The 25,194-nt window shown below is 68.9% G+C and carries 25 protein-coding genes and 1 tRNA gene; 6 read left to right on the forward strand and 20 right to left on the reverse strand.

Features of this window, described 5'->3' with window-relative positions:
- Positions 1-72 precede the first annotated feature (72 nt).
- Entirely contained in the window at positions 73-798 is a 726-nt protein-coding gene (locus tag ASD69_RS19230; RefSeq protein ID WP_056182340.1) for an alpha/beta hydrolase, read from the forward strand.
- A gap of 50 nt (positions 799-848) precedes the next feature.
- Here the strand turns inward: ASD69_RS19230 and ASD69_RS19235 are convergent, their stop codons facing one another.
- On the reverse strand, positions 849-2,342 hold the full coding sequence (locus ASD69_RS19235) for a PLP-dependent aminotransferase family protein (RefSeq protein ID WP_056182344.1): 1,494 nt from the start codon (positions 2,340-2,342) through the stop codon (positions 849-851).
- A gap of 153 nt (positions 2,343-2,495) precedes the next feature.
- Here ASD69_RS19235 and ASD69_RS19240 point away from each other — a divergent pair, with 153 nt between their 5' ends.
- The 4 genes from ASD69_RS19240 (at position 2,496) to ASD69_RS19255 (ending at position 6,682) form a co-directional block, all read left to right on the forward strand.
- Entirely contained in the window at positions 2,496-2,915 is a 420-nt protein-coding gene (locus ASD69_RS19240; RefSeq protein WP_056182347.1) for a nuclear transport factor 2 family protein, read from the forward strand.
- A 52-nt stretch (positions 2,916-2,967) separates the two neighbouring features.
- Positions 2,968-3,843, forward strand: coding sequence for an MBL fold metallo-hydrolase (locus ASD69_RS19245; RefSeq protein WP_162250680.1), 876 nt, complete (start codon positions 2,968-2,970; stop codon positions 3,841-3,843).
- A gap of 129 nt (positions 3,844-3,972) precedes the next feature.
- Positions 3,973-5,088, forward strand: a complete 1,116-nt coding sequence (locus ASD69_RS19250) for a helix-turn-helix transcriptional regulator (protein ID WP_056182355.1) — start codon at positions 3,973-3,975, stop codon at positions 5,086-5,088.
- A gap of 100 nt (positions 5,089-5,188) precedes the next feature.
- Positions 5,189-6,682: a S41 family peptidase gene (locus tag ASD69_RS19255; RefSeq protein WP_082576646.1), complete on the forward strand. Its 1,494-nt coding sequence runs from the start codon at positions 5,189-5,191 to the stop codon at positions 6,680-6,682.
- A gap of 158 nt (positions 6,683-6,840) precedes the next feature.
- On the opposite strand, the gene ASD69_RS19260 is transcribed toward ASD69_RS19255, so the two are convergent.
- From ASD69_RS19260 to ASD69_RS19340, 17 genes are all read right to left on the reverse strand, one after another.
- Positions 6,841-6,916: transfer RNA gene (locus ASD69_RS19260), tRNA-Lys, on the reverse strand.
- Between the two features lie 92 nt (positions 6,917-7,008).
- Positions 7,009-7,707 (reverse strand): 7-cyano-7-deazaguanine synthase QueC, encoded by a 699-nt coding sequence (gene queC, locus ASD69_RS19265; RefSeq protein ID WP_056182358.1) that lies wholly within the window; start codon positions 7,705-7,707, stop codon positions 7,009-7,011.
- Between the two features lie 113 nt (positions 7,708-7,820).
- A complete protein-coding gene (gene queE / locus ASD69_RS19270; protein ID WP_056182360.1) occupies positions 7,821-8,498 on the reverse strand; it encodes a 7-carboxy-7-deazaguanine synthase QueE in 678 nt (225 codons plus the stop codon).
- A 127-nt stretch (positions 8,499-8,625) separates the two neighbouring features.
- On the reverse strand, positions 8,626-9,465 hold the full coding sequence (ybgF, locus tag ASD69_RS19275) for a tol-pal system protein YbgF (protein WP_056182363.1): 840 nt from the start codon (positions 9,463-9,465) through the stop codon (positions 8,626-8,628).
- 15 nt (positions 9,466-9,480) lie between these two features.
- Entirely contained in the window at positions 9,481-10,023 is a 543-nt protein-coding gene (gene pal / locus ASD69_RS19280) for a peptidoglycan-associated lipoprotein Pal (protein ID WP_056182367.1), read from the reverse strand.
- 82 nt (positions 10,024-10,105) lie between these two features.
- Positions 10,106-11,419, reverse strand: coding sequence for a Tol-Pal system beta propeller repeat protein TolB (gene tolB / locus ASD69_RS19285; protein WP_056182370.1), 1,314 nt, complete (start codon positions 11,417-11,419; stop codon positions 10,106-10,108).
- A gap of 124 nt (positions 11,420-11,543) precedes the next feature.
- Positions 11,544-12,488, reverse strand: coding sequence for a TonB C-terminal domain-containing protein (locus ASD69_RS19290; RefSeq protein WP_056182373.1), 945 nt, complete (start codon positions 12,486-12,488; stop codon positions 11,544-11,546).
- Positions 12,485-12,934: a protein TolR gene (gene tolR, locus ASD69_RS19295; RefSeq protein ID WP_056182375.1), complete on the reverse strand. Its 450-nt coding sequence runs from the start codon at positions 12,932-12,934 to the stop codon at positions 12,485-12,487. Before tolR ends, ASD69_RS19290 begins: the two co-directional genes overlap by 4 nt.
- Positions 12,935-13,029: 95 nt before the next feature.
- Complete coding sequence (tolQ, locus tag ASD69_RS19300; protein ID WP_056182377.1) at positions 13,030-13,815, reverse strand: protein TolQ; 786 nt, start codon at positions 13,813-13,815, stop codon at positions 13,030-13,032.
- Between the two features lie 37 nt (positions 13,816-13,852).
- The gene (ybgC, locus tag ASD69_RS19305) at positions 13,853-14,287 is read right to left on the reverse strand and encodes a tol-pal system-associated acyl-CoA thioesterase (RefSeq protein ID WP_235567271.1); all 435 of its coding nucleotides are present in this window, start codon (positions 14,285-14,287) and stop codon (positions 13,853-13,855) included.
- Between the two features lie 4 nt (positions 14,288-14,291).
- Complete coding sequence (gene ruvB / locus ASD69_RS19310) at positions 14,292-15,320, reverse strand: Holliday junction branch migration DNA helicase RuvB (RefSeq protein ID WP_056182384.1); 1,029 nt, start codon at positions 15,318-15,320, stop codon at positions 14,292-14,294.
- Positions 15,321-15,388: 68 nt separating this feature from the next.
- On the reverse strand, positions 15,389-15,880 hold the full coding sequence (locus ASD69_RS19315; protein WP_056182385.1) for a cupin domain-containing protein: 492 nt from the start codon (positions 15,878-15,880) through the stop codon (positions 15,389-15,391).
- Positions 15,881-16,006: 126 nt separating this feature from the next.
- Positions 16,007-17,971, reverse strand: a complete 1,965-nt coding sequence (locus tag ASD69_RS19320; RefSeq protein WP_056182388.1) for a potassium transporter Kup — start codon at positions 17,969-17,971, stop codon at positions 16,007-16,009.
- A 36-nt stretch (positions 17,972-18,007) separates the two neighbouring features.
- Complete coding sequence (ruvA, locus tag ASD69_RS19325) at positions 18,008-18,598, reverse strand: Holliday junction branch migration protein RuvA (RefSeq protein WP_056182392.1); 591 nt, start codon at positions 18,596-18,598, stop codon at positions 18,008-18,010.
- Between the two features lie 34 nt (positions 18,599-18,632).
- Entirely contained in the window at positions 18,633-19,160 is a 528-nt protein-coding gene (ruvC, locus tag ASD69_RS19330; protein ID WP_056182394.1) for a crossover junction endodeoxyribonuclease RuvC, read from the reverse strand.
- Positions 19,161-19,169: 9 nt separating this feature from the next.
- On the reverse strand, positions 19,170-19,901 hold the full coding sequence (locus ASD69_RS19335; protein ID WP_056182397.1) for a YebC/PmpR family DNA-binding transcriptional regulator: 732 nt from the start codon (positions 19,899-19,901) through the stop codon (positions 19,170-19,172).
- A 105-nt stretch (positions 19,902-20,006) separates the two neighbouring features.
- Entirely contained in the window at positions 20,007-20,639 is a 633-nt protein-coding gene (locus ASD69_RS19340; RefSeq protein ID WP_056182399.1) for an alpha/beta hydrolase, read from the reverse strand.
- A gap of 339 nt (positions 20,640-20,978) precedes the next feature.
- Here ASD69_RS19340 and ASD69_RS19345 point away from each other — a divergent pair, with 339 nt between their 5' ends.
- Positions 20,979-22,445 carry a DUF4832 domain-containing protein gene (locus ASD69_RS19345; protein ID WP_056182402.1) on the forward strand — a complete coding sequence of 489 codons (1,467 nt, stop codon included), beginning with the start codon at positions 20,979-20,981 and terminating at the stop codon, positions 22,443-22,445.
- A 183-nt stretch (positions 22,446-22,628) separates the two neighbouring features.
- Here the strand turns inward: ASD69_RS19345 and ASD69_RS19350 are convergent, their stop codons facing one another.
- Positions 22,629-23,162 (reverse strand): GNAT family N-acetyltransferase, encoded by a 534-nt coding sequence (locus tag ASD69_RS19350; protein ID WP_056182580.1) that lies wholly within the window; start codon positions 23,160-23,162, stop codon positions 22,629-22,631.
- A gap of 146 nt (positions 23,163-23,308) precedes the next feature.
- The gene (aspS, locus tag ASD69_RS19355; protein ID WP_056182405.1) at positions 23,309-25,075 is read right to left on the reverse strand and encodes an aspartate--tRNA ligase; all 1,767 of its coding nucleotides are present in this window, start codon (positions 25,073-25,075) and stop codon (positions 23,309-23,311) included.
- Between the last annotated feature and the right edge of the window lie 119 nt (positions 25,076-25,194).

The raw sequence follows: 25,194 nt of genomic DNA on the forward strand, positions 1-25,194 counted from the left end.
AGAAAATTGGCTGGATCAGCATGGGGGCACGGCGATAGCGTCGCAAGACGCCAACCTCCACAGGAAGCCCTCATGAGCCACCCTTCGCACCACGCCGATCCGCATGCCGCCAGCGCGCCCACCGGCGCCACCTTCGTGCTCGTGCACGGCGCCTGGGCCGGCGCCTGGGCCTGGGCGGGCGTGTCCGCGCGCCTGCGCGCGCGCGGACATCGCGTGCACGTACCCACCCTCAGCGGCCTGGGCGAACGCTCGCACCTGCCCGGCCACGTGATCGACCTGGACACCCATATCGACGACGTGGTCAACGAGATCCTCTGGAACGACCTCGACGGCATCGTGCTGGTCGGCCATTCCTATTCCGGTTTCGTGGTCACCGGCGTGGCCGAGCGCATCGCCTCGCGCATCGCTTCGATCGTCTACCTGGAGGCCTTCATCCCGGAGGACGGGCAATCGTTCGCGGACCTGGCCACCTGGATGGACCCCTCTGTGCCGATGACGCCGGTCCCGCCCTCTTCGCCCGGCGACTACCTGCGCGAAAGCGACCGCACCTGGGTCGACGCCAAGGCCACGCCGCAACCCACCGGCAGCTTCACCCAGAAATTGCGCGTCGGCGGCGCCTATCGCGACCTGCCCAAGAAGGCCTTCGTGCTCGCCACCGGCTGGGACGGCCCGTTCGCGCAGGCGCTGCAAAACGCGCGCAGCACGCCGGGCTGGAGCGCCTACGAAATCGACTGCGGACACGACGTGCCGGTCGACAAGCCGGACGAACTGGTCGCGATCCTGGAAGCCTGCGCCTGAGTCGCAGGCGCCGAACGAGAGCGGCTCCGGGATCGCTCCCGGGCCGCCTCTCAGCCGCGAGCGATCTCCGCCAGCACCTTGGACAGCGTCTGCACGCCGCGCACGATGTCCGCCTCCGGCACCCCGCCGAACCCCAGGACCAGACCGGGGTCGCGGCTGTCGGCGACATAGCAGCTGGAGAGCGCGATCGCGCTGATGCCGCGGGCACGGGCGCGCCGCACGACTTCGGCGTCGTCGTAACCCGCCGGCAGCCGCGCTGTCAGGTGCATGCCCGCGTCCGCGTTGACGATGCTCAACACGCCGCTCAGACGCGCCTGGATTTCCGCGACCAGCGCGTCCCGACGGCCCTGGTAGATCGCGCGCATGCGCCGCACATGGCGGGCGAAATGCCCCTCGCACAGGAAGTCGGTCAGCACCAACTGGTCCAGGGTCTGCGGAAACAGATCCAGGGCCAGGCGCTGGGCGATGAAGGCTTGCACCAGCGACGCCGGCGCGACCAGATAACCGATGCGCAGCGCCGGGAACAGCACCTTGCTGAAGGTGCCGGTGTAGATGACCCGATCCGCGCCGTTCATGCCTTGCAATGCGCCGAGCGGGCGGCTGGAAAAACGGTAGTCGCTGTCGTAGTCGTCCTCGACGATCCAGGCCTGGTGACGCCGCGCCCAGTCCAGCAACGCCAAGCGTCGCGATACGTTCATCGAAACGCCTAGCGGATACTGATGCGACGGCGTGACGTAAACCGCGCTCGCGCCGTCCTTGGCGGGGCGCATCGCCTTCACCGCCAGCCCCTCCGCATCCACCGCCACCGGCCGCACCGTCGCGCCGGTCGCGCCCAACGCCGTTCGGGCGCCGGGGTAGCCGGGATCCTCGAAGTAGAGCGTGTCGCCCGGCTTGAGCAGCACGCGCGCGCACAGATGCAGCGCCATCTGCGATCCGGACACGATCAGCACCTGACTGGCATCGCAGGCCACCGCCCGCGCGGTGCGCAGGTAATCGGCCACGGCATGACGCAGCGGCAGGTAACCGGCGGGATCGCCGTAGGCCATCGACTCGGCCGACATGCCGCGCGCATGTCGCGTGACCAGGCGCGCCCATAGCCGGTTCGGGAACTGATCGAGCGCGGGCAGGCTGACCCGGAACGCACCCAACTCGGCTTTTCGCTCCTGCGCCCGCGCCGCCTCGGACGATGCGGTCGCGGTAGCGATCGCGCGGCGACGTGGATTGCGCGGGTGCGCGGCGCGCGCGCCCGGCGTGGCCGCGGCCGGCAGCTCGTGTATGGACGAGGCCACGAAGGTCCCCGAGCCCGAGCGCCCTTCCAGATAGCCCTCATGCAGCAATTGCTCGAAGGCGGTCAGCACCGGCAGCCGGGAAATGCCCAGTTCCAGGGCCAGCGCCCGGGTCGAGGGAATCCGTTGCCCGGCGCGCAGCCGGCCCTCCAGTATCGCCGCGCGGTATCCGTCGTAGATCTGGCGATACAGCGGACGCGCATCCGCCGCGACGGCGACGAAGGGAACGAAGGTCTCGCGTGCGGACCGCTTGCCCAAGTGGTTATCCACAAAACAGGCCTAGTGGTCATTGTGTCATAGCCGCCTGGACGGCACTTTGAGCGCCACGCCCGCGCGACGATGCGCAGGGCGGCCAGGCAGGCTGCCGACCGTGGCACCCGCCAAGCCCGCTATCGATCCACGGAGACCGTCATGACACTAGCCGCGCTTCTGCTCGCCTTGGGCCCATCGCCGGCGCTGGCCGCGGAGCTGCCGCCAGACCTGGCCCTGGCGGTGGCGGCCTACGACCGCGCGCAATTCGACAACGACGTCGCCACGCTCGCGCGACTCGTCGACGACGACTACGTGCTGGTGAATTCGAACGCGTCGGTGGAGGACAAGCGGCAATTTCTCGCCGACTTCCATCTGCCCGGATTCAAGATCGAGCCCTACACGATCGAACAGCCGGTGCGGAAGGTCTGGGGCGACGGCGCGGTGATCGGCGGACTGGTGAACCTGCGCTGGACCCAGGACGGCAAGCGGCAGACGCGCCGGCTGCGCGTGGCCTATGTCTGGGCCAAGCGCGACGGTCGCTGGCTGGCCACTTACGCGCAGGTGACGCGCGTCCCTTGAACGCCACGCGCCGAGATGTCGCTCGACGCAGTCCGCTATGGAGTCGCCCCTCATGTCGCTCATGAAATCGCTCGCCACGCTGTTGACGCTCGTCGCTCTGGCGGCGGGCGCCTACAGCCCGGCCACGTCGGCTCAACCCGCAAAACCGGCCTACCGGACCACCGAGGTCGCGCCCGGCCTGTACAGCTTCGGCGCCGGCATGGCCTTCAACGCCTTCATGGTCACCGACGAGGGCGTCGTGGTCATGGACAGCTTCGACCAGGACTTCGCCGCGGCCTCGCTGGCGGCCATCCGCAAGGTGACCGACCGCCCCATCCGTTACCTCATCTACTCGCACAACCACTACGACCACATCAGCGGCGGCGCGGTGTTCAAGGCGGCGGGCGCCACGATCCTCAGCCACGCGACCAGCGCCGACTGGCTCAAGCGCCATCCCAGCCCGGACGTGGTCCCGCCCGACGAAACCTGGTCCGGGGCGAGGTCGGAATTGAAGCTGGGCAGCAGCCGGATCGAGTTGCTGTACTTCGGCGCGAACCACGGCGAAGGCATGACCGTGTTCCGGTTTCCGCGCGAGCGCACGATCTACACCGTCGACCTGGTGGTGCCGAAGCGGGTGGCGTTCGCCTACATGCCCGACTTCGCTCCGCGGGAATGGGAACGCACGCTGGCCGAGATGGACGCGCTCGACTTCGATCGGGTGATGTACGCCCACAACGCGCCGGTAGGCCCCAGAACCAGCGTGGCGGATCAGCTGCGATTTCTGCGCGACCTGAGGGCCGCGATTTCTGCCGAACTCGAAAAGGGCACGCCGTTCATGCAGATTCCCGACACGGTGAAACTGCCGCAATACGCGCACTGGGACGGCTACGAGGCCTGGCTGCCCATGAACGCCTGGCGGGTCCTGCTGGAGATCGCGATGGGCGTGTGAGCGGCGGCTGGCCGTCGGTGGATGCCGCGCGCCTACGCCCGCCAGTGCGAGCTATCGCGCTATCCAGCGGAAGCGCGACTCGCATCGGTCGGTTTTCAATGCCCTGCGCTCGCTCGGGCACAATGGCCTATGGCCGATGTGAAGCTGGGCACTTGGAGCACGATCCTATTGCTGGGTAGCCTGCATGGGCTGGCGATGGCGAGCCTGCTTGCGTTCTCGAAGCGCAATCGACTCGCCAATCGGTGCCTGGCCACGCTGTTGCTGGCGGTGGTGCTGCTGATTACCCCCTTCACCATTGGCTATGCGGGGTTTTACGACGCATGGCCGTGGCTGACGTATGCGCCGTTCTTCTGGCAGCTCGCGTTCGGCCCGCTGGTGTGGCTGTACGTGCGCCAGTTGGGGCAGGCGGCGTTGCCACCGAAGTGGCGATGGCATTTCCTGCCCGCCGCCTTGCAGGGGCTGTATTTCTTTTGCTTGTTCCTGCAGCCATTGCCGGTGAAGTGGCGATGGGACGAGAAGGTGCACCTGCCCTTCGTCGCGCCCGTGCTGGAGGCCCTGATCTTCGCGTCGATGGCGGCCTACTGGCTCATGGCATGGCGCGCCTACGGCGTCTACCAACGCTGGCTGGAACAGCACAGCGGCGCGCGCGAGGAATACCGCCTGCACTGGCTGCGACGCTTCCTGTGGGCGATGGCGCTGGTCATAGCGATCAACCTGGGCTTCACCCTCATCGACCGTTTTGTCGCGCGACTGGACTACTTCGACCAGTTCCCGCTGTACCTGGCCTTTGTGGCCTTGGTCTACTACCTGGGCCTCGAAGGCTGGCGTCATGCCGACGATCCCTACCCCCAACCCTCGCCGGCAGTCGAGGCCGCCGCGGTCGCGTCCCAGCCGATCGCCGAGCGCGACTGGCGGGCGTTGGGCGAGCAATACCGGGCCCAGGTGCAAGCCCAGGGCTGGTGGCGCGAGTCGGATCTGGACCTGTCCGGCCTGGCGCGCCGGCTGGGCACCAACACGCTTTATCTCTCCCGAGCGCTCAACGAGGGGCTGGAGCAGAACTTCAGCGAGTTCATCAACCGCCAGCGCACCGAAGCCGCGCGTGGGCTGCTGTCGGGCGCATCGTCGGTGCTGGAGATCGCGCTGGCGGTCGGTTTCGGCTCCAAGGCCAGTTTCAATCGCGCCTTTCGTGCCTATGTGGGCTGCACCCCCAGCGAATACCGGCTTCGCGGCCAGGACCCGCCCTGAACGCACGTCGCAACGCTTGAAAAACTTCGCCGTTTCGGCTTTTTGAGTCGCCGGCCACGCCCCGCTTCCTCGACATTGCCCCCTCCCGAAGGAGGTCCGCATGGCCGCAACCGCATCCTTTCCGCAGCGCTGGCTCGCCGTAGCGCTGCTGGCCCTCTCGTCCTGCCTCGCGGCGCACGCACAGGAGGCCTCGCGCCCATTGGACGGCGCCGGCCTGGTGGCGGATGTCGATCTGCTGGAACGGGCCTACACCCGGCTGCATCCCGGCCTCTACCGCTACGCCACGCCGGCGCAGACGCGGCGGCGATTCGATGCATTGCGCAAGGAACTGCGCGGCGGCGCCACTTTGGCCGATGCGTTTCTGGCCCTGTCGCGCTTCTCGGCCACGGTGCGCTGCGGCCATACCCAGGCCAACTTCTTCAATCAGTCGCCTGCGCTGCAGAAGGCGCTGCTGGAATCGGGACGCACCCGCCTGCCCTTCCAGTTCCGATGGCTGGAAGGGCGCATGGTGATCACGCGCAACGGCTCCAGCGATGCCAGCCTGGTCCCGGGCACGCAGGTGAAGGCGATCGACGGCGTGCCGACGGCGACCGTGCTGGCGCGGCTGATGCCGTTGGCGCGCGCCGACGGCGGCAACGACAGCAAGCGCGTCGCGCAAATGGAAGTGCACGGGCTGGACCGATACGAAGCGTTCGACGTCTACCTCGCGCTGCTATACCCCGAGTTCGGCGACAACTTCCGTTTGCGGGTCCGCAGTCCGGGCGACGCCGCCGATCGCATCGTGGCGGTGCGCGGATTCACCATCGACGAGCGTCGCGCCATGTCGGGCGGCGCCGGTTCCGAACCGAATGCGCCGGCGTGGTCGCTGCAACACCCCCGCGCAGGCGTCGCATTGCTGCGCATGCCCGACTGGGCGCTGTACGACAGCAACTGGGATTGGCGCGCCGATCTGCGGGCGACGTTCGCACGGCTCGGCAAGGAGGGCACGACCACGCTGGTGATCGACCTGCGCGGAAACGAGGGTGGGCTGAGCGTGGGCGACGAACTGCTGGCGTATCTGAGCGCGCGTCCATTGCCGCTGCTTCGCTATCGTCAGCAGGTGCGTTACCGGACGGTGCCTGCGCCGCTGCTGCCGTTCCTGAAAACCTGGGACAAGTCGTTCCAGGATTGGGGCGAGGACGCACAGCCGCTGGACGGGCATTGGTTCACCCTGACCCGCTGGCGGCCGGCGGACGCCGCCGACATCCTGCAGCCGAAGTCGCCGCGCTTCACGGGCAAAGTGCTGGTGCTGGTGGATGCGGCCAACAGCTCGGCGACCTTCGAGTTCGCCAATCAGCTCAAGGCCAGCGGGCTGGCCACGCTGATCGGCAGCACCACCGGCGGCAATCGGCGCGGCATCAACGGCAGCGCGTTCTTTTTCCTTACCCTGCCCCACTCCGGCATCGAACTCGACTTGCCCTTGGTGGCGCAGTTCCCGACCACCGAGCAGCCCGACGCCGGCGTCGAGCCGGACGTTCGCGTCGTGGAGACCGCCGAGGATCTGGCGGCGGGGCGCGATGCGGTGATGGAGAAGGCGATGTCGCTGGCGAAGTAGGCGCGACGCGCACGCCTTTCGAAGCGATTCATGCGCGCCCCCCAGGCCGTCGGCGTGACCCGCCCGACGTCGGGGCGAAAACCGACGCGACGGCGCATCCGGGGCGCGGAGCGCGCAAAGCGAAACGCCCGGGATCGCTCCCGGGCGTCTTGCGTATTTGGTGGGCCGTGTAGGATTCGAACCTACGACCAAAAGATTAAAAGTCTTCTGCTCTACCGACTGAGCTAACGGCCCGGTGCAACGCCGGCAACGCGCCGGAGTCGGACATTCTAACAAGCCCTAGTCGCGGAGTCAGGCCCCGGCTCTGCGCGGCCCGGCCAGGCGGTTCAGACGTAGCGCGTGGGATCGGCCACGCCCGCGGCGGCGAAGCCGTCGGCGCGCAGGCGGCAGGCGTCGCAATGGCCGCAGGCGCGGCCCTCGTCGTCGGCCTGATAGCAGGACACGGTCTGGGCGAAATCCACGCCCAGGCGCAGGCCCTCGCGCACGATGTCGGCCTTGCTCATGTACTGCAGCGGCGCGCGCACGCGCAGGCCCGCACCCTCGACGCCGGCCTTGGTGGCCAGGTTGGCCAGGCGCTCGAAGGCCTCGACGAACTCGGGGCGGCAGTCGGGGTAGCCCGAGTAGTCGACCGCGTTGACGCCGCAGTAGATATCGGCCGCGCCCAGCACCTCGGCCCAGCCCAGCGCCACCGACAGCATGATGGTGTTGCGCGCCGGCACATAGGTGACCGGAATGTCGTCCTTGGCCGCGTCCACGCCGACCGGGTGGTGGTCGGTGTCCAGCGGCACCGAGATCGCCTCGTCGGTCAGGGCCGAGCCGCCGATGCTGCGCAGATCGACGTTGACGGTCTTGTGCGCGACCGCGCCCAGGGACTGGGCCACGCGCGCGGCGGCGTCGAGCTCGGAGGTATGGCGCTGGCCGTAGCGCACGCTCAGCGCATGCACGGCATAGCCTTGCTCGCGCGCGATGGCGATGACGACGGCGGAGTCCATACCACCGGAGACGAGGACGACGGCTTTTTTCATTTCGGGATTCGAGATTGGGGATTAGGGATTGGTCGGAGCGGGCGAAGGGAAGAACGCAGAATCCGGCGGAGTCGGAAGCCGCTGTTGCGAATCCCGAATCCCCAATCCCGGCCTCAACGCCCCGGCTCGTCGTTCCAAAGAATCTTGTGCAGCTGCAGTTGGAAACGCACCGGCAGGCGGTCGGCGACGATCCAGTCGGCCAGGTCGCTGGGTTTGATCTGGCTGAAGCTGGGCGAGAACAGCACGTCGCAGACCTCGGTCAGGCGATGCTGCGCGACCACGTCCTTGGCCCAGTCGTAGTCCTGTCGGCTGCAGATCACCAGCTTGACCTGGTCGCGCGCGGTCAGCAGGGCCAGGTTGCTCCACAGGTTGCGGTGCGCTTCCTTGGAATCCGGGGTCTTGATGTCGAGCACGCGCGACACGCGCGGGTCGACCTCGGCGATGTCGATCGCGCCGGAGGTCTCCAGCGACACCTCGTAGCCGGCGTCGCACAGGCGCTCGAGCAGGCCGATGCAGCGCTTCTGCGCCAGCGGCTCGCCGCCGGTCACGCAGACGTGGCGCGCGCCGTGGCCGGCGACCTCGGCCAGGATGTCGTCCATCTGCCACCACTGGCCGCCGTGGAAGGCATAGGCGGTGTCGCAGTACTGGCAGCGCAGCGGGCAGCCGGTCAGGCGCACGAACACGGTCGGCCAGCCGATGCTGCGGGCTTCGCCTTGCAGGGACAGGAAGATTTCGGTCAGCCGCAGGCGCTCGGGCGACGCCAGGGCCGCGTCGGTCGATACGGCGTTCATGCGCCTAGTTTATCGGAGCCGGACCCCGCCGGCCCGAACGGCACTGGAATGCTGCGGTGCCGGGGCTTTGCCGGATCGGGCGTGGAGGCGGGCCCTGCCCGCCCAGGCAGGCGCAGCTGCCGTCGCGTTAGCGCAGACGCCCGAGCTGGAGCGCGTTGAGGCGGTCGGAGGCCGCGCGCGCGGCGTCGGTGCCCGGGAAACGCGCGACCACTTCGCCCAGGGTGCGTTCGGCCGCGTCGATCTGGCGCAGGCCCTGCTGGGACAAGCCCAGCTTGAGCAGCGCGCCCGGGGCCTTGTCGTGGGTCGGGTAGCGCTCGTACAGCGACTGGAACTGGACCAGCGCGAGCTGGTAGTTCTGGGTCACGTAGTAGCTCTCGCCCAGCCAGTACAAGGCGTTGGGGGTGTAGGTGCCGTTCGGGTAGGTCTCGATGAAGGCCTGGAACATGCGCGCCGAGTCGGCGTAGAGGCCGGCCTTGAGCGCGTTGAAGGCGATGTCGTACGCGCTGCGCTCGTCGGCGCTCTGGGCCACCGCGCCCGGATCGCCGTAAACCGCCGGCGGGCGGTCTTGGGCGGCCGCATGCGCGGCCGGCGGCGGCGCTGCGACGGTGGGCGCGGCAGGCTTGGGCGAGGCGGCGGCCGGCGCGGAGGCCGGGGCCGGCGGCGCCCCGCCTTCGAGCTGGTTGAGGCGGCCGTCCAGGTCCAGGTACTGGTTCTTGCTGGACTGCTGCAGTTGCTGATTTTGCTGCTGCAACTCCTCGACCTGCGAGCGCAGGGCCTGCAGTTCGGACTTGAGCTGGGTCACCTGATTCAACAGGTCGACGTTGGCCTGATTGTTGGCCGCGCGCTGCTCCAGCACCGCGACGCGGTCGGCCAGGCTGGCGCGTTGGGCGTAAGCGGGGGCGGCGGCCGCGAGGGCCGCCGCTCCGCAGACGATCGAAGCCGCTAGGGTCTGTGCGAACGTGCGCATCGATCGTGGGTCCGATTACTTGGCGGTGTACACGATCTCGACGCGACGGTTCTTGGCCCAGCAGTCCTCGTTGGAGTCGGTGCAGACCGGGCGCTCTTCGCCGTAGGAGGTCACGGTGATCTGGCTGCCCGAACCGCCGTTGGCCTGGATCGCCGAAGACACCGCATTGCCGCGGCGCTCGCCGAGGCCGAGGTTGTACTCGCGGCTGCCGCGCTCGTCGGCGTTGCCTTCCAGGGTCATGCGCGAGGACGGACGGTCGCGCAGGTACTTGGCGTGGCAGCCCACGATGGCCTGGAATTCCGGCTTCAGGCTGTCCTGATCCAGATCGAAGTAGACCACGCGCTGACGCAGGCAGGCGTCGGTGTCCAGATCGTTCGGGCCGTACGCGCCCGAGGCGACCGGACCGCCGCCGTCGGACGGCTGGGTGGTGCCGGTGTTGCCGGTGCCGCTGTCGGTCGGCGGAACTTCCTTGACCTTCTTCGAGCAGGCGACGGCGAGCGTGCAAAGCAGTGCGGCGAGCACGACCTTGCCGACGGTGGCGGGAGCGATCTTGTTCATGGGTTTTCCTCGTCTGGTGGAACAGGGGGCAGGATTAGCGGACAACAGGTGCCGGGGGATCGATTAGGGAGAGGGCGCGGATTCACTGCGGCGTGCGGTAGGGACCCCACGCCGGTTCGCGCACGTCGCCGTCGTCCAGCACCACGCGCTCGCGCACGCGAGCGTCGGCGGAAACCGAATACAGCACGCCGCGGCGGCCTTCGCGCGCAGCATAAATGATCATGGCGCCGTTCGGAGCGAAGGTCGGGGACTCGTCCAGCGAGCCCGGCGACAGCGTGCTCCAGCGCGCCGAACCCAGGCTGCTGTCCATCATGGCGATGCGATAGGTGTTGCCCGCGCCCTGCGCGACCGCGATCTTCTTGCCGTCCGAGGACACGCTGGGGGTGGCGTTGTAGCTGCCCTGGAAGGTCACGCGCGTGGCGCCGCCGCCGCTGGAGGCGACCTGGTAGATCTGCGGCTTGCCGCCGCGATCGGAAGTGAAATAGATCTTGCTGCCGTCGGCGCTCCAGGTCGGCTCGGTGTCGATGCCGAAATGGTTGGTCAGCTGGGTCAGCGCCTTGCTGCCCAGGTCCATCACGTAGATCTCGGGGTTGCCGCTGCGCGACAGGGTCAGGGCCAGGCGGCGGCCGTCCGGCGAGAACGAGGGCGCGCCGTTGATGCCGCGGAACTTGGCCACCAGCTCGCGGCTGCCGGAGCTGATGTTCTGGATGTAGATCGAGGAATTGCCGCCCTCGAAGCTCACGTACGCCAGACGATTGCCGTCCGGGCTCCAGGCCGGCGACAGCAGCGGCTCGGGCGAGCGCACCACCGGCTGCGGGTTGAAGCCGTCGGAGTCGGCGATCTTGAGCACGTAGTCGGCGCCGCGGCCGGTGCCGTTGGCGGTGACGTAGGCGATGCGGGTGTAGAAGGCGCCGCGCACGCCGAGGATCTTCTGGTAGATCGCGTCGGCGATCTGATGGGCGGCGTCGCGCACCACGTTGGCGCGCGCGGTGTAGGCGAAGCCGGCCAGGCGTTGCTGCTTGGCGACGTCGAACAGTTCGTACTCGATGCGGTACGCGCCGGCGCCGCCGTCGACTACGCGCCCGACCACGATGTAGTCCTGGTTGATCGCGCGCCATTCCGGATAGTTGATGTCGGCGCCGCGGCTGGGCTGGCTGGCCATGCGCTCCACCGGCAGGCCGCGGAACTGGCCCGAGCGGTTGAGGTCGTCGCGGATCACCTTGGCGATATCGGTGCTGGGCGCGGTGCCGGCGCCCTGATACGGCATCGGCACCACCACGATCGGCAGCGCCGCGGCCTTGCCGCCGACGATATCGACATCCAGCCCCTGGGCGGCGGCGGAGAACGGAAGCAGCAGCGCGAGCAGCGCGGCCAGCCAGGACAGGGGTCGGTTCATCGGCACTCCATTACGGGTCATTCGGACGCGGACACTTGTTCAGCTTGGGATTCTTAACAGTTTGGAGGTGAACGCCGCCTCAAAGCTGAACGAATTCAAGCTGAACCACCCAATCGGGCCGGGCTTACTCGTCCTGGGCGGTGAAAGTGAAGTTGAGCTGGCGGTTGAACACCTTTTCGAAGCCCGCGTAGGGCAAGGGCTGGGCCTTGAGCACGGCGGCCTCGATCGAGCGCTGGGCCTGCTCGTCGTAGGAACACGGCGACGATACCTGCACGTCGATGACGGCACCGCCTGTGATCTGGCGGATGACCAGCTTGCATTTCGCGCCCAGCGGCACGCTGTCCGGCCGGGTCCACTTGGCCTTGATCGCCGCCTGCAGCGCGGCCTGGTAAGCCGCCATCAGGCCCGGATCGCCCTGCCCGCCCGCGCCGGGGGTCGCCTGGCTGGCGTCAGCCTGGGCCGAGGAGGCGTTGCGGGCCTGGGCGTCGGCGAGCTGCGCCAGCCGCTGCTCTGCCAGGCTGGCCTCGCGCGCGGCCGCGGCGCGCTTGCGCCGGATGTCCTCGAGCTGCTTCTGGCGCTCCAGTTCCATCGCGGTCAGGCGCTGCTGGCGCTGGATCTCCAGCTGACGCTCCTGCTCGGTCAGATCGACCTGATCCTGCTGGCGCTTGGCCTCCTGCACGGTCTGCTCGGTGGCCTTGTTCGGGGTCGGAGTGTCGACCACCTGCTCCTGAACGCTGTCGTCGGGCACCGGGATGAAGTCCTGCGGCGCCTGCTGCTGCGGGGTGGGCGCGTCCTGCGGGATCGGCTCGGGCTCCGGCTGCGGCAGCGCGTCCTCGGGCTCGGGCTGCGGCAACGGATCCTGCACCGGCGCGACCTTGCTGCGCAGGGTGCGCTGCATCGCCGCCGACAGGTCGGAGGCGTCGGTCAGTTCGGTGGCCATGGGCGAGCCGCCGCCTTCCGGCGCGCCGCCCCACTGCAATGCGCTCAGCAATAGCGCCACGATCAGCAGCCCGTGCAGCGCCAGGGCCAAACCGACGGCTTGCGCGGTGTCGGCTTTGGTTTCCCTCATCGGGCTTTGCTCTTCTCGGGCTGGCTGATCAGGCCGACTTTCTCGACCCCAGCGCCCTGCAGGATGTTCATCACGTCCATCACGCGCTGGTAGTTCGACTGGCCGTCGCCGGCCACGTAGACCTGGACCTTGTCCTTGCCGTTCTCGGCGACCAGCGCGCTCATGCGCGTGCGCAGGGTCTGCGCGGTCACGCCTTCCTTCTTGTCGGCCTTGACCGCCAGGAAGTAGTTGCCGGCCGCGTCGACCTGCACCACCACCGGATCGTTCTTGGTCTCGATCGACTTGGCGTTGGAATTGGGCAGATCGACGTCGATGCCCAGGGTCAGCAGGGGCGCGGTGACCATGAAGATGATCAGCAGCACCAGCATCACGTCGATGTAGGGCACGACGTTGATTTCGGCCTTGAGTTTGCGCTTGCGATGGCGGCGCGCGGAGATGCCGGACATGGCCTTACCTCTCTTTCTTTACGAGGCCTTCCGCGGGAGCGGAAGGCGCAGGCGCGAGTACGCGCTCGGGTGCGGATGCGTGCGGAGGGCCCGCATCAGCCTTCGTCGAGGTGGGACTGCCGTTGCAGGATCGAGGAAAACTCCTCGGAGAACGCGTCGTAGCGCACCGACAGGCGTTCCACGCCGGTGGCGAAGCGGTTGTAGGCCCAGACCGCCGGGATCGCCACGAACAGGCCCATGGCGGTGGCCAGCAGCGCCTCGGAGATGCCCGGGGCGACGTCGGCGATGCCGACCTGCTTGGTGGTCGAGATCAGCGAATGCATGGTGACCATGATGCCGAACACGGTGCCGACCAGGCCGATGTACGGCGAGGTCGAGCCGATGTTGGCCAGCAGTTCCAGGTTGTGCTCCAGGCCGTCGAGCTCGCGCGAGCCGGTCGCGCGCATCGCGCGCTGGGCGCCTTCGAGCTGGGCGCGCGCATCCACGCCGCGACGCTGGCGGATGCGGTTGAATTCGCGGAAACCGGCTTCGAAGATCGCCTCCAGGCCGCCGACGCCGCGGCCGCGCTCGGTGGTGCCGGCATAGAGCTTGCTCAGCTCGGCGCCCGACCAGAAACGCTCCTCGAACTGATCGGCCTCGTGCTTGGCGCGCCGGATCACCTTCCACTTGCGGAAGATGATGATCCAGGAGGTGACCGAGGCCAGCACCAGCAAGGCCATGATGAACTGCACCGGCAGGCTGGCGTCGCGCAGCAGGGCCAGCAGACTGAAGTCGCCGCCCGCGGCGGTGGCGGCGGTCGCGGCCTGCGTCACCGCGCTGGCGGCCTCTTCCGGCAGGGCTTCCACGGTCGTGGCCAGTAGCGCGATCAACGATGACGTCATGCTTGTTTCTCCGTAGCCCGCAACACGGGCCTGATGGTTACGTTGGTTCTTGCGGCGCCGGGGTGACCAACGCTTGCAGCGACTCGTACAGCGCCGCCGGAATCGGGCGCGGGCGGAAGTCCCGCGGGTCCAGTGCGGCCAAGCGCACCGTCGCCGTGAACAGACGCTCCTCGCCGCGGTGGATGGCCTGCGCGAACACCAGGCTGGCGCGGCGGCACTCGCGCAGCTGCGCCGACACCGACAGGGCGTCGTCCAGGCGCGCGGGCTTGAGGAAGTCGATCTGCATCGCGCGCACCGCGAACACCAGCTCGAACTCCAGCCGCAACCGCTCCTGGCCGTAACCCTGCGCACGCACCCATTCGCTGCGCGCGCGCTCCAGAAACGCCAGGTATTGCGCGTGGTAGACCACGCCACCAGCGTCGGTATCTTCCCAATAGACGCGTGTCGGCCAACTGAACGCCGGTGCAATCACTCGCTCAATCCTCTTCGAAAAGCCCGACGGCATTGGCTTTGGGCTTCAAACCGATGTGCCGGTAGGCCTTGGGCGTGGCCATGCGGCCGCGCGCGCTGCGGACCAGATAGCCCTGCTGGATCAGATAGGGCTCGATCACGTCCTCGAGCGTGCCGCGCTCCTCGCTGAGCGCGGCGGCCAGCGATTCCACGCCCACCGGGCCGCCGTCGAAGGACTCGATGATGGTCAGCAGCAGGCGCCGGTCGAGCTCGTCGAAGCCCTGCGGGTCGACCTTGAGCATGGCCATGGCGGCGTCCGCGGTTTCGCTGTCGATGCGCCCGTTGGCGCGCACCTGGGCGAAGTCGCGCACGCGCCGCAGCAGGCGGTTGGCGATGCGCGGGGTGCCGCGCGAGCGCTTGGCGATCTCGGCCGCGCCCTCGGGCACGCAGTCGATGCCCAGGATCTGGGCCGAGCGGCGCACGATCTTGGTCAGCTCCTCGGCGCTGTAGAACTCCAGGCGCTGGACGATGCCGAAACGGTCGCGCAGCGGCGCGGTCAGCAGGCCGGCGCGGGTGGTGGCGCCGATCAGGGTGAAGGGCGGCAGGTCGAGCTTGATCGAGCGCGCCGCGGGGCCCTCGCCGATCATGATGTCGATCTGGTAGTCCTCCATCGCCGGATACAGCACCTCCTCGACCACGGGCGAGAGGCGGTGGATCTCGTCGACGAACAGCACGTCGTGCGGCTGCAGGTTGGTCAGCAGCGCGGCCAGGTCGCCGGCCTTCTCGATCACCGGGCCCGAGGTCTGGCGCAGGTTCACACCCAACTCGTTGGCGATCACGTGGCTGAGGGTGGTCTTGCCCAGGCCGGGCGGGCCGAAGATCAGGACGTGGTCCAGGGCCTCGCCGCGGCCCTTAGCGGCCTCGATGTAGATCTTGAGCTGCTCGCGGACCGGCTGCTGGCCCAGGTACTCGTCCAGACGCTTGGGCCGGATCGAGGCCTCCAGGGCCTCGTCCTCGCGGGTCGCGCCGGGGGCGATGATGCGGTGGTCGGTCATGCGCCTATGTTCGCATGGCCGCGCGCGAGCCGCCCACGGCGCGGCGCACGTTCCGGCGACGCGGCGGTTCAGGCGTCGACGAAATGCACGTCGTAGCGCTGCGGCGCCTCGTCCAGCGCGCGTGGGTCGGCCTCGCCGCGCAGGATTTTGGGCAGCAGGCGGAAATAGTCGAAACGGTCCACGCCTGGGGTCAGGGTGACCAGGACGTCGGCGACCGCGTCGGGGCCGGCGCCGAAGGAATGCACGACGCCGGGCGGGATCACCACCAGGCCGCCGCGCTCCACGCTCACCGCTTCGCCGTCGACGACCATGCGCAGCACGCCGTCGAGCACGTAGAAGGCTTCGCTGGAACGCGCGTGATAGTGCGGCTTGGCGCCGGCCGCGCCGGCCTCCAGACGCAGGCGATTGGCGCCCAGCGCGCCGCAGCAGTCGCTGGCGTCGGCGAGCAGCCACAGGCGGCTGCCGTTGCCGGCGATGGTTTCGGCGTCGCGCTCCTGGACCAGGTAGGCCTTGGGCCGGGAGGACGCATCGGGATCGGATACCGCGCTGGCGTTCGACATCGCCGGGTCTCGAGGGGAGGAGCGCTCGAGGCTAGGCAGCCGCGCGCGGCGCGGCAATCCATGCGCTGGAACGCTCATTCCCGTCCCGCCGCGCGCATCGCAGCGTTGCGCGGCCGGGCTTGCGGATCAGATTTCGACCTGCGCGCCCAACTCGACCAGGCGATTGCCCGGAATGCGGAAGAAGCCGGTCGCCGGCGCCGCGTTGCGGTGCATGAAGGCGAACAGGCGGTCGCGCCAGATCGGCATGCCGCGGTGGCGGCTGGCGACCACGGTCTCGCGGCTGGCGAAATAGGTGGTGTCCATCGGATCGAAGTAGATGCCGCCGGCGTCGCAGGAGCGCATCAGCGCCAGCGGCACGTCGGGCACTTCCATGAAGCCGAAGCGGATCAGCACGCGGTAGAAGTCGTCGCCGATGGCTTCGATCTTGAGGCGTTTTTCGCGCGGCGCGTGCGGCACGTTCAAGGTTTCCACGGTCAGGAACACGTTGCGTTCGTGCAGCACCTTGTTGTGCTTGAGATTGTGCAGCAGCGCGTGCGGGACCACGCCCTTGTCGGCGGTCATGAACACCGCCGTGCCGGGCACCCGGATCGGCGGCGCCAGCATCAGGCCGGGCAGGAAGCTGTCGAGCTGGATGCCTTCCTTGCGCACCTCGTCGTGCAGCAGCTCGCGGCCGCGGCGCCAGGTGCGCATCACCGTGAACACGGTCAGGCCCAGCACCACCGGGAACCAGGCGCCGTCGAAGAACTTGGCGCCGTTGGCGACGACGAAGCCGACGTCGACGATGAAGAACACCACGCACAGCGGCAGCACCCAGGCGCGCCAGCGCGGCCACAGCGAGCGCGCGACCAGGGCCAGCAGCAGCGTATCGATCAGCATCGTCGCCGACACCGAAATACCGTAGGCGGTGGCCAGCGCGGTCGAGCTGCGGAAGGCCAGCACCACCGCGATCACCGTGATCGCCAGGATCCAGTTGATGTAGGGCACGTAGATCTGGCCGATGGTGTCGTGCGAGGTGTGCTTGATCTGCATGCGCGGGATGTAGCCCAGCTGCATGGCCTGGCGCGCCACCGAATAGGCGCCGGTGATGACCGCCTGCGAGGCGATCACCGCCGCCATAGTCGCCAGCACGATCATCGGGTACAGGGCCCAGGACGGCACCGCCTCGAAGAAGGGATTGCGCACCGCGTCGGGGTGGCCGAGCACGAACGCGCCCTGGCCCAGGTAGTTCAGCATCAGGCAGGGCAGCACCATGATGTACCAGGCGTAGCGGATCGGGCGCGCGCCGAAGTGGCCCATGTCGGCGTACAAGGCTTCGCCGCCGGTCACCGCCAGCACCACCACGCCCAGGATCAGCACCGAGTGCAGGCCATGGTCGATGAAGAAGCGCGCGCCCCAAATCGGGTTCAGCGCCTGCAGCACTTCCGGCGCGTCGACGATGTTGTGGATGCCGATCGCGGCCAGGGCCAGGAACCACAGCACGGTGATCGGGCCGAACACTCGGCCGACCTTCTCGGTGCCGAAGCGCTGGGCCAGGAACACCATCACCAGGATCACCACGGTGATGGGCACGATGAAACGGTGCAGGCCGGGCGCCGCGACTTCCAGGCCCTCGACCGCGCCCAGCACCGAGATCGCCGGAGTGATCACGCTGTCGCCGAAGAACAGCGAGGCGCCGAAGATGCCGAGGATGCCGACCACATAGGCCGAGCGCCCGCCCTTGGCCAGGGTGCGCTGGGCCAGGGTCATCAGCGCCATGATGCCGCCCTCGCCCTCGTTGTCGGCGCGCATGATGATGGTCACGTACTTCAAGGTGACCACGATCATCAGCGCCCAGAACACCAGCGACAGAATGCCCAGCACGGTGTCGTGGAACGCGGCCGGGGTGATGTGCGGACCGATCAGGCCGAAGTGCGGCGAGAACGCCTCCTTCAGGGTGTACAGCGGGCTGGTGCCGATGTCGCCGAAGACCACGCCGATCGCGCCCACGACCAATCCGGCCAAGCCCTTGCTGCCATGGCCGTGGCCGTGACCCTGGGCGTCATGGGACTTCTTGCGCGGCTGCGCATTGGCGGAAGGAACGGTGGAAGCCATGGTGCGTGTGCTCCGGGCGGGGTGTCCGCCGTGGGCTCAGCGAAGCGCGGACTTTAGCGCTTTGCGGATGATGGCGGCGGCGTCGTCGCCGGCGGCGGTGGCATCGCGCGCCATGCGCGCGGCCTCGGCGGGCTTGTAGCCCAGTTGCTGCAGGGCGACGGTGGCCTCGCTCTGCGGGTCGGCGGGCACGCCGTTGCCGCCGAGGACGGCGCCGGAGCCCACAAAATCGCCTGCGCGATCGCGCAGCTCCACCACCATGCGTTCGGCGGTCTTCTTGCCGATGCCGGGGATGCGGGTCAGCGCGGTCACGTCGCCGGCCTGGACCAGGCGCGCGAACTCCTCCACCGGCACGCCCGACAGCACGGCCAGCGCGATCTTGGCGCCGATGCCGCTGACCTTCTGCACGTCGCGGAACAGACGGCGCTCGGTCTCGCGCAGGAAACCGTACAGCGAGACGCTGTCCTCTTTCTGCGCGTAGTGGGTGAACAACGCGACCTCGCGCCCCAGCTCGGGCAGGTCGTAGAAGGTGCTCATCGGCGCTTCCAGCTCGTAGCCGACGCCGTTGACGTCCACGACGATCCAAGGGGGCGCCTTGTGCACCAGGATGCCTTTGAGACGACCGATCACGGACACACTCCCCTGGGATGACGGTGCGGCGCGCTCACGTGCCGCGCCTGCGCAGTTGCGCCGCGGTCAGGCCGGTGCGGGCGGCGGTAGCACTCATATGCGCATGCGTCAGGGCCACCGCAAGGGCGTCGCCGGCGTCGGCCTGCAGCTTCATTTGCGGCAGGTTCAGCAGCAGGCGCACCATGTGCTGGACCTGTTCCTTGTCGGCCGCGCCGCGGCCGACCAGCGACTGCTTGATCACGCGCGGCGCGTATTCGCTGATCGGGATGCGCCGGCGCACCACCGTCGCCAGGGCGGCGCCGCGGGCGTGGCCCAGCTTCAGCGCCGACATCGCCGATTTGTCCATGAACACCGTTTCGATCGCGACCTGCTGCGGCTGCCATTCGTCCAGCGCCGCCTCCAGGCCTTCGCACAGCAAGCCCAGCCGCGACGGGAAGTCCTCGGCGTCGAGCAGCTTCAAGGCATGCGCGTGCACGTAGGTGCAGCGGCCGTCGGCCGCGACGTCGATGACGCCCAGGCCGGTTCGCTGGGAACCGGGGTCGATGCCGAGGATGCGGATCACGCAGGCAGTCTACGCGTAGGCGTCGGCGCCGAGTTCGGCGTTGGAATAGACGTTCTGGACGTCGTCCAGGTCTTCGAGCCAGGCCAGCATCTTGACCACCTGCTGCGCGGTCTCGCCGCCGACGGCGATGTCGTTCTCGGCGCGGTAGGTGACCTCGGCCTGCTCAGGCGCCAGACCGGCCGCCGTCATCGCCGCCTTCACCGCCGCGAACGCGTCCGGCGCGGTCAGCACGTCGATCGAGCCGTCGTCCGGATAGACCACGACATCGTCGGCTCCGGCCTCGATCGCCGCTTCGGTGATCTGGTCCTCGTCCGAACCGGCCGGGAACCACAGCACGCCGCGCTTTTGGAACAGGAACGCGACCGAACCGTCGGTGCCCAGGTTGCCGCCGAACTTGCCGAAGGCGTGACGCACGTCGGCGACGGTGCGGACCTTGTTGTCGGTCAGGCAGTCGACGATCACGGCGACGCCGCCGGGGGCATAGCCCTCGTAGCGGATTTCTTCGTACTCCACCCCTTCCAGGGCGCCGGTCGCCTTCTTCACCGCGCGCTCGATCACGTCCTTGGACATATTGGCCGACAGGCCCTTGTCGATCGCGGTGCGCAGGCTGGGATTGCCGCCGGGATCGCCGCCGCCGCGGCGCGCGGCCACGCTGATCTCGCGGATGATCTTGGTGAAGATCTTGCCGCGACGCGCGTCCTCGGCGTTCTTGCGCGCTTCGATCGACGGACCTCTACCCATGGCGTTACCAGCTCAATCTGTGAACAAGCCGGCGATTTTACTCGATAAGTGCGCGCCCACCGGGTCGCCGGGTCCGAACCAGGCCCGAACCGGGCCGGCCGGGGCTCAGGCGCGCAGGCGGCCGTGGCGGAAATAGGCCGCCGCCATCTGCGCGGCCTGCGCCGAGAACAACAGGCCGGTGTGGCTGGCGGGGATCACGGCATGGTCGCTGAGCCCGTCCAGGCGGGTCTCGGCGACCGCCACCGTGCCGTCGCTGTCCGGTCCGAGATCGCCGAAATAGCGGCCCAGACCGCGCGGGGTGGAGCCGGCGATCACCGCCACTTCGGCCCGCCCGCGCCAGGGCGGGCAGCCGCGCAGCAGCAGTTCGGCGCTGCGGCCCAGCGCGGCCGCGGTCCAGGCATGCCGCGCCAGGCCGCCGGCGGCGGCGCTGCCGCACAACGGCGAGCCCAGGCAGACCACGCGCCGTACCGGCAGCTCGGGCTGCGCGGCCAAAGCGCTCAGGGTCATCAATCCGCCCAGGCTGTGGGCCAGGACGTGGGTGGGGCCGTCCCTCAGACGCTCGGCCAGCCCGGGCAGGGCGGCGTCCGGGCCGCCGGCGGCGCCGGCATAGGCGTGCAGGGCGGGCTCGAAGCCGGCCTCGGCCAGGCGCGCGGCCATCCAGCGCATGGACAGCGCCGGCATCCAGATGCCGTGGATCAACAGCACCTTGCGCGTGGTATCCGTCGTCGCTCGCTCCATCGCCGCTCCGTCGTTCGCCTTTGAGGCGATATCGGGTCTGCGGCGATGCTAACCAAGTCGCGCCGCGGCGGTCGGGTGCGGGAGCGGCGCGAGTCGCGACCACGACGCGCGGGCGACCCGCGCAGGTTCGCGAGCATGAGGGTCGCGGCTTAGGCCACTCCTACCCCAAAGCGCCGTGCGATGGCGGGCGTCGCCGGTGCAAATCGCGTGGAACAAGCGTGACCTGGCTAGCGAAACGGTTGTCCCATCCACGGGACGCCTGGGACTGTGATGCCGCGCCCCTCCCGGCGATACGGGCAGCGCTCACCATCGCCGCGCCCCCCCACTCACGGAGTCCACATGGACCTGCGACCCGTACTACCCGGCGCCCTCGCCTTCGCGCTGACCGCCGTGCTCGCTCTGTCGCCCGCGCACGCCGGCGAAACCACGCCCGCGCAAAGCAACGACGACCTGTCCAATCCCCACCGCGGCTTCCTGCTGTGGGGCACCACGGTCGGCGCCGACGGCGGCTTGCCCGACAACTACTACGGCGCGTCGATCTACCAGATCTACCTGCCCTGGCGCGAAGTCGAAACCGCCGACGAGCGCTACGACTGGGACGGCTTCGAGCAGCGCCACCTGGCGCCGATCCTGGCCGAGGATCCCGACGCCACCTTCGTGCTGCGGCCGGTCGCCGACTACCCCGACAGCGTCGGCAACAACATCCATCACTACTACGACAGCGAACAGCCCGAGCGCGACTACCCCAAGTTTCTCGGCCAGGCCCCGCTGAACATTCCGGGGCGCGTCTACACCAGCTGCGGCGGCGACGGCCCCGGCGTGGCGCCGGACTACAACACGCCGGCAATGCGCGAGCAGTTGCAGCAGTTCGTGCGCGCGTTCGCACTCCGCTACGACGGCGACCCGCGCATCACCGCCGTCCATGTCGGCCTGCTCGGCTTCTGGGGCGAATGGCATACCTCCGGCTGCGCCAGCTACGAACCCGACGCGACCACGCGCGCGCTGGTGCGCGACGCCTACACCAGCGCCTTCGCGCAGACGCCGCTGCACACCCGCTACGCGCGCGCCAGCGACGTCGGCGGCGCCGGGTTCGGTTTCAGCGAGGACTTCTTCCCCTCCTATACGGCGATGTGCAATGCCTATTCGCCCGTGCTCAAGCGTTGCGACGACACCGGCTGGTGGAACCTGGAATGGGGCTACCGCAACGAGGTCCCGGCCGCGCGCGAGAACTGGCGACTCAATCCGATCGGCGGCGAAAGCCCCTACGCCGATCAGAAGAAGCTGTGGACCGACCGTACCGCCGACATCGTCAAGCTGGTGCGCGACTACCACTTCACCTGGCTGGGCCCGGCCGGGCAGCACGAGAACACCGGCACCGCGGCGTTCCGCGCCAAGCTGCTCAGCATCAAGCGCGCGCTGGGCTACGAGTTCACCGTGCGCCGCGCGAACTGGGCCGATCAGGCGGTGGCCGGCGCCAGCCTGCCGGTCACGCTGAGCATCGAGAACACCGGCGTGGCGCCGCTGTACCAGGTCTACCAGGCCGAGCTGCACTGGCTGGACGCGGCCGGCACGCTACGCGCGAAGTCGGTGCTGGACTATCCGCTGACCGGGCTGTTGCCGGGCGCGCCGCACAGTCAGGCCATGCAGGCGAACGTGCCGGCGGCGCTGGCGCCGGGCCGTTACACGCTCAAGCTCGCGCTGGCCGACAGTTGGCCGGGCCGCCGCGGCATCGCCCCGCAGAACGTCGGCCGCGACAGTAACGGGCGCCTGACCTTGGGTGCTGTGGACGTGGTGGCGGCGCGCTGAGTCTTGCGCACCGCTTGGGGGTAGGAGCGGCGTAAGCCGCGACCGCCATGACTCGATAGCCTGCGCGATGACCATCGCGCAGGCGGTCGCAGGCCGCTGCGGAATCGAAAGCTCGTCGGTGTGTGCGGGTTCGCGGTCGCGGCTTACGCCGCTCCTACCCCACAGCATGTATCGGCCGGCCGCTTAGCCCTGAGCGGATCGCCGCAGAATGAATTCGTGATCGCGGGTGTCGCCGACCACGAAGTCGTAGTCGCCCACATGCACGAAGCCGTGACGCGCGTAGAAGCGCTGCGCGCCGTGGTTCTCCGACCACACGCCGATCCACAAGGTGCGCGGGCCGTCGCGCAGCAACCAATCCAGCACGGTCTGGAACAAACGCCCGCCCTGCCCGCCGTTCTGCGCCTCGCGCAACACGTACAGGCGCTTGAGTTCGCCGTCGCCGGGCGCGACCTCGGCATGCGGCAGGCCGCAGGGGCCGGCCAGGGCGTGGCCGACCGCGACGCCGTCGCGCTCCAGCAACCACACCGCGTAGTCCGCATCGCCCAAGGTGCGCGCCTGCGCCTCGACCGAGTAGGCCTCGTCGATGAAGCGGCGCAGATCCTGCGGCGGATACAGATGGCCGAAGGTCTCGATGAAGGTACGCGCGGCTAGGTCGGCCAGCAGCGCCGCGTCGTCGGGCGTGGCGCGGCGGATACGGTAGTCGTCGCTCATGACCATCAGCTTCCTGTAGGAACGGCGCAAGCCGCGACCGCGCAACCGCACACAGCTGCGCGAACGACCAGCGCACTAAACCGCTACTACGCCGGCGGCCGGTGGGGCGCGGTCGCGGCTCACGCCGCTCCTACCCCACAGCAGGATCGGCCTTAGGCCGGATCCTTCGGTCGCACCATCACGTGCACTTCGGCCAGCTGCGCGTCCGGGATCGGCGACGGCGCGCCGGTCATCAGGCATTGCGCACTGGTGGTCTTGGGGAACGCGATCACATCGCGGATCGACTCGGTGCCTGCCATCAGCGCGGCGATGCGGTCGATGCCGAAGGCGATGCCGCCGTGCGGCGGCGCGCCGTACTTGAGCGCGTCCAGCAGGAAGCCGAACTTGGCCTCGGCCTCTTCGGCGCCGATGCCGAGCAGATCGAACACCGCCGACTGCATCTGCGGACGGTGGATGCGGATCGAACCGCCGCCGATCTCGTTGCCGTTGAGCACCATGTCGTAGCCGCGCGACACCGCGGTCTTGGCGTTGGCGCGCAGGTCGGCGATGTCGTCCACGGCCGGCGCGGTGAAGGGGTGATGCAGGGCGACGTAGCGCTGCGCCTCCTCGTCCCACTCGAACATCGGGAAGTCGGTGACCCACAGCGGCTTCCAGCCTTCGCCGATCAGGCCCAGGTCGCGGCCCAGCTTCAGGCGCAGCGCGCCCATGAAGTCGCTGGCGGTCTTGTAGTCGGCGGCGCCGAAGAAGATCGCATCGCCGCTCTGGGCGCCGCTGGCTTCGACGATCTTGGCCAGGGTGGCGTCGTCGAAGAACTTGGCGATCGGCGAGTTGATGCCCTCGCGGCCCTTGGACGCGTCCTCGACCTTCATCCAGGCCAGGCCCTTGGCGCCGTACTTGGCGGCGTGCGCGCCGGCGTCGTCGATCTGCTTGCGCGACCAGCCCGCGGCGCCCGGAGCGCGCAGCGCGATCACGCGACCGTCGGCGTGGTTGGCCCAGTCGGTGAAGACCTTGAACTCGCAGGCCTTGACCAGCTCGGCGATGTCGACGAACTCCAGCTCGATGCGCAGGTCCGGCTTGTCCGAACCGTAGCGACGCATCGCCTCGGCGTAGGTCATGCGCGGGAACTGGGCGTCGAGCTCGACGTCGATGGACTCCTTGAACACCACCCGGATCATGTCCTCGACGGTGTCCTGCACGTCGCGCTCGGAGACCCAGGCGAACTCCATGTCGAGCTGGGTGAATTCGAGCTGGCGATCGGCGCGCAGGGCTTCGTCGCGGAAGCAGCGCGCGATCTGGTAGTAGCGGTCGAAGCCGGCCACCATCAGGATCTGCTTGAACAGCTGCGGCGACTGCGGCAGCGCGTAGAACTCGCCCGGATGCATGCGCGCCGGCACCAGGAAGTCGCGCGCGCCCTCGGGCGTGGCCTTGGTCAGGATCGGGGTTTCGATGTCCTGGAAGCCGCGCGCGTCCAGCCAGCGGCGCAGCGACTGCACCAGGCGGATGCGGGTGCGCATCATCTTCTGCATCTCGGGACGGCGCAGGTCCAGGTAACGATAGGTCAGGCGGGTTTCCTCGCCGGCGTTCTCGTGGGCATGGAACGGCAGCGGCTCGGCCTTGTTCAGCACCTCGATGGTCGCGGCCAGGATCTCGACCTTGCCGCTGCGGATTTTGTCGTTGGCGGCCTGGCGCGCGCGCACCGTGCCGGTCACGCGCACGCAGCTCTCCACGCTCAGGTCGCTGGCGATCTTGAACAGCTCGGCCATGTCGGAATCGACCACGATCTGGACCACGCCCTCGTGATCGCGCAAATCGGTGAACACCACGTGGCTTTGGACGCGGTTGGTGTTGACCCAGCCGCACAAGGTGACGGTCTGGCCGATCAGCGCCTCATCGACGAGGCCGCAGAAGTGGGTACGCATGGAAACTCCGGGATCGAAACGGCGGCCGGCGCAGGGCCGGCACGGTGGGGGGCGCCGGGCGGAGCCGGCGCGCGTCCGGGCCTGGGCCAGGAACACGCTATCTTAACGGCTCCAGCCGG

The organism is Lysobacter sp. Root604, from assembly GCF_001427505.1.
Taxonomy (GTDB): Bacteria; Pseudomonadota; Gammaproteobacteria; order Xanthomonadales; family Xanthomonadaceae; genus Lysobacter.

What these genes read in the sequence shown, in the direction of transcription:
- ASD69_RS19290 (WP_056182373.1), bottom strand. Translation starts at nt 12,488, where the DNA reads ATGAGGGAAACCAAAGCCGACACCGCGCAAGCCGTCGGTTTGGCCCTG.
- pal (WP_056182367.1), bottom strand. Translation starts at nt 10,023, where the DNA reads ATGAACAAGATCGCTCCCGCCACCGTCGGCAAGGTCGTGCTCGCCGCA.
- queC (WP_056182358.1), bottom strand. Translation starts at nt 7,707, where the DNA reads ATGAAAAAAGCCGTCGTCCTCGTCTCCGGTGGTATGGACTCCGCCGTC.
- queE (WP_056182360.1), bottom strand. Translation starts at nt 8,498, where the DNA reads ATGAACGCCGTATCGACCGACGCGGCCCTGGCGTCGCCCGAGCGCCTG.
- ybgF (WP_056182363.1), bottom strand. Translation starts at nt 9,465, where the DNA reads ATGCGCACGTTCGCACAGACCCTAGCGGCTTCGATCGTCTGCGGAGCG.
- ASD69_RS19255 (WP_082576646.1), top strand. Translation starts at nt 5,189, where the DNA reads ATGGCCGCAACCGCATCCTTTCCGCAGCGCTGGCTCGCCGTAGCGCTG.
- ASD69_RS19340 (WP_056182399.1), bottom strand. Translation starts at nt 20,639, where the DNA reads ATGGAGCGAGCGACGACGGATACCACGCGCAAGGTGCTGTTGATCCAC.
- ASD69_RS19350 (WP_056182580.1), bottom strand. Translation starts at nt 23,162, where the DNA reads ATGGTCATGAGCGACGACTACCGTATCCGCCGCGCCACGCCCGACGAC.
- ASD69_RS19345 (WP_056182402.1), top strand. Translation starts at nt 20,979, where the DNA reads ATGGACCTGCGACCCGTACTACCCGGCGCCCTCGCCTTCGCGCTGACC.
- ASD69_RS19240 (WP_056182347.1), top strand. Translation starts at nt 2,496, where the DNA reads ATGACACTAGCCGCGCTTCTGCTCGCCTTGGGCCCATCGCCGGCGCTG.
- tolB (WP_056182370.1), bottom strand. Translation starts at nt 11,419, where the DNA reads ATGAACCGACCCCTGTCCTGGCTGGCCGCGCTGCTCGCGCTGCTGCTT.
- ASD69_RS19315 (WP_056182385.1), bottom strand. Translation starts at nt 15,880, where the DNA reads ATGTCGAACGCCAGCGCGGTATCCGATCCCGATGCGTCCTCCCGGCCC.
- tolQ (WP_056182377.1), bottom strand. Translation starts at nt 13,815, where the DNA reads ATGACGTCATCGTTGATCGCGCTACTGGCCACGACCGTGGAAGCCCTG.
- ASD69_RS19335 (WP_056182397.1), bottom strand. Translation starts at nt 19,901, where the DNA reads ATGGGTAGAGGTCCGTCGATCGAAGCGCGCAAGAACGCCGAGGACGCG.
- ruvB (WP_056182384.1), bottom strand. Translation starts at nt 15,320, where the DNA reads ATGACCGACCACCGCATCATCGCCCCCGGCGCGACCCGCGAGGACGAG.
- ASD69_RS19245 (WP_162250680.1), top strand. Translation starts at nt 2,968, where the DNA reads ATGTCGCTCATGAAATCGCTCGCCACGCTGTTGACGCTCGTCGCTCTG.
- ASD69_RS19250 (WP_056182355.1), top strand. Translation starts at nt 3,973, where the DNA reads ATGGCCGATGTGAAGCTGGGCACTTGGAGCACGATCCTATTGCTGGGT.
- ASD69_RS19320 (WP_056182388.1), bottom strand. Translation starts at nt 17,971, where the DNA reads ATGGCTTCCACCGTTCCTTCCGCCAATGCGCAGCCGCGCAAGAAGTCC.
- aspS (WP_056182405.1), bottom strand. Translation starts at nt 25,075, where the DNA reads ATGCGTACCCACTTCTGCGGCCTCGTCGATGAGGCGCTGATCGGCCAG.
- ASD69_RS19230 (WP_056182340.1), top strand. Translation starts at nt 73, where the DNA reads ATGAGCCACCCTTCGCACCACGCCGATCCGCATGCCGCCAGCGCGCCC.
- tolR (WP_056182375.1), bottom strand. Translation starts at nt 12,934, where the DNA reads ATGTCCGGCATCTCCGCGCGCCGCCATCGCAAGCGCAAACTCAAGGCC.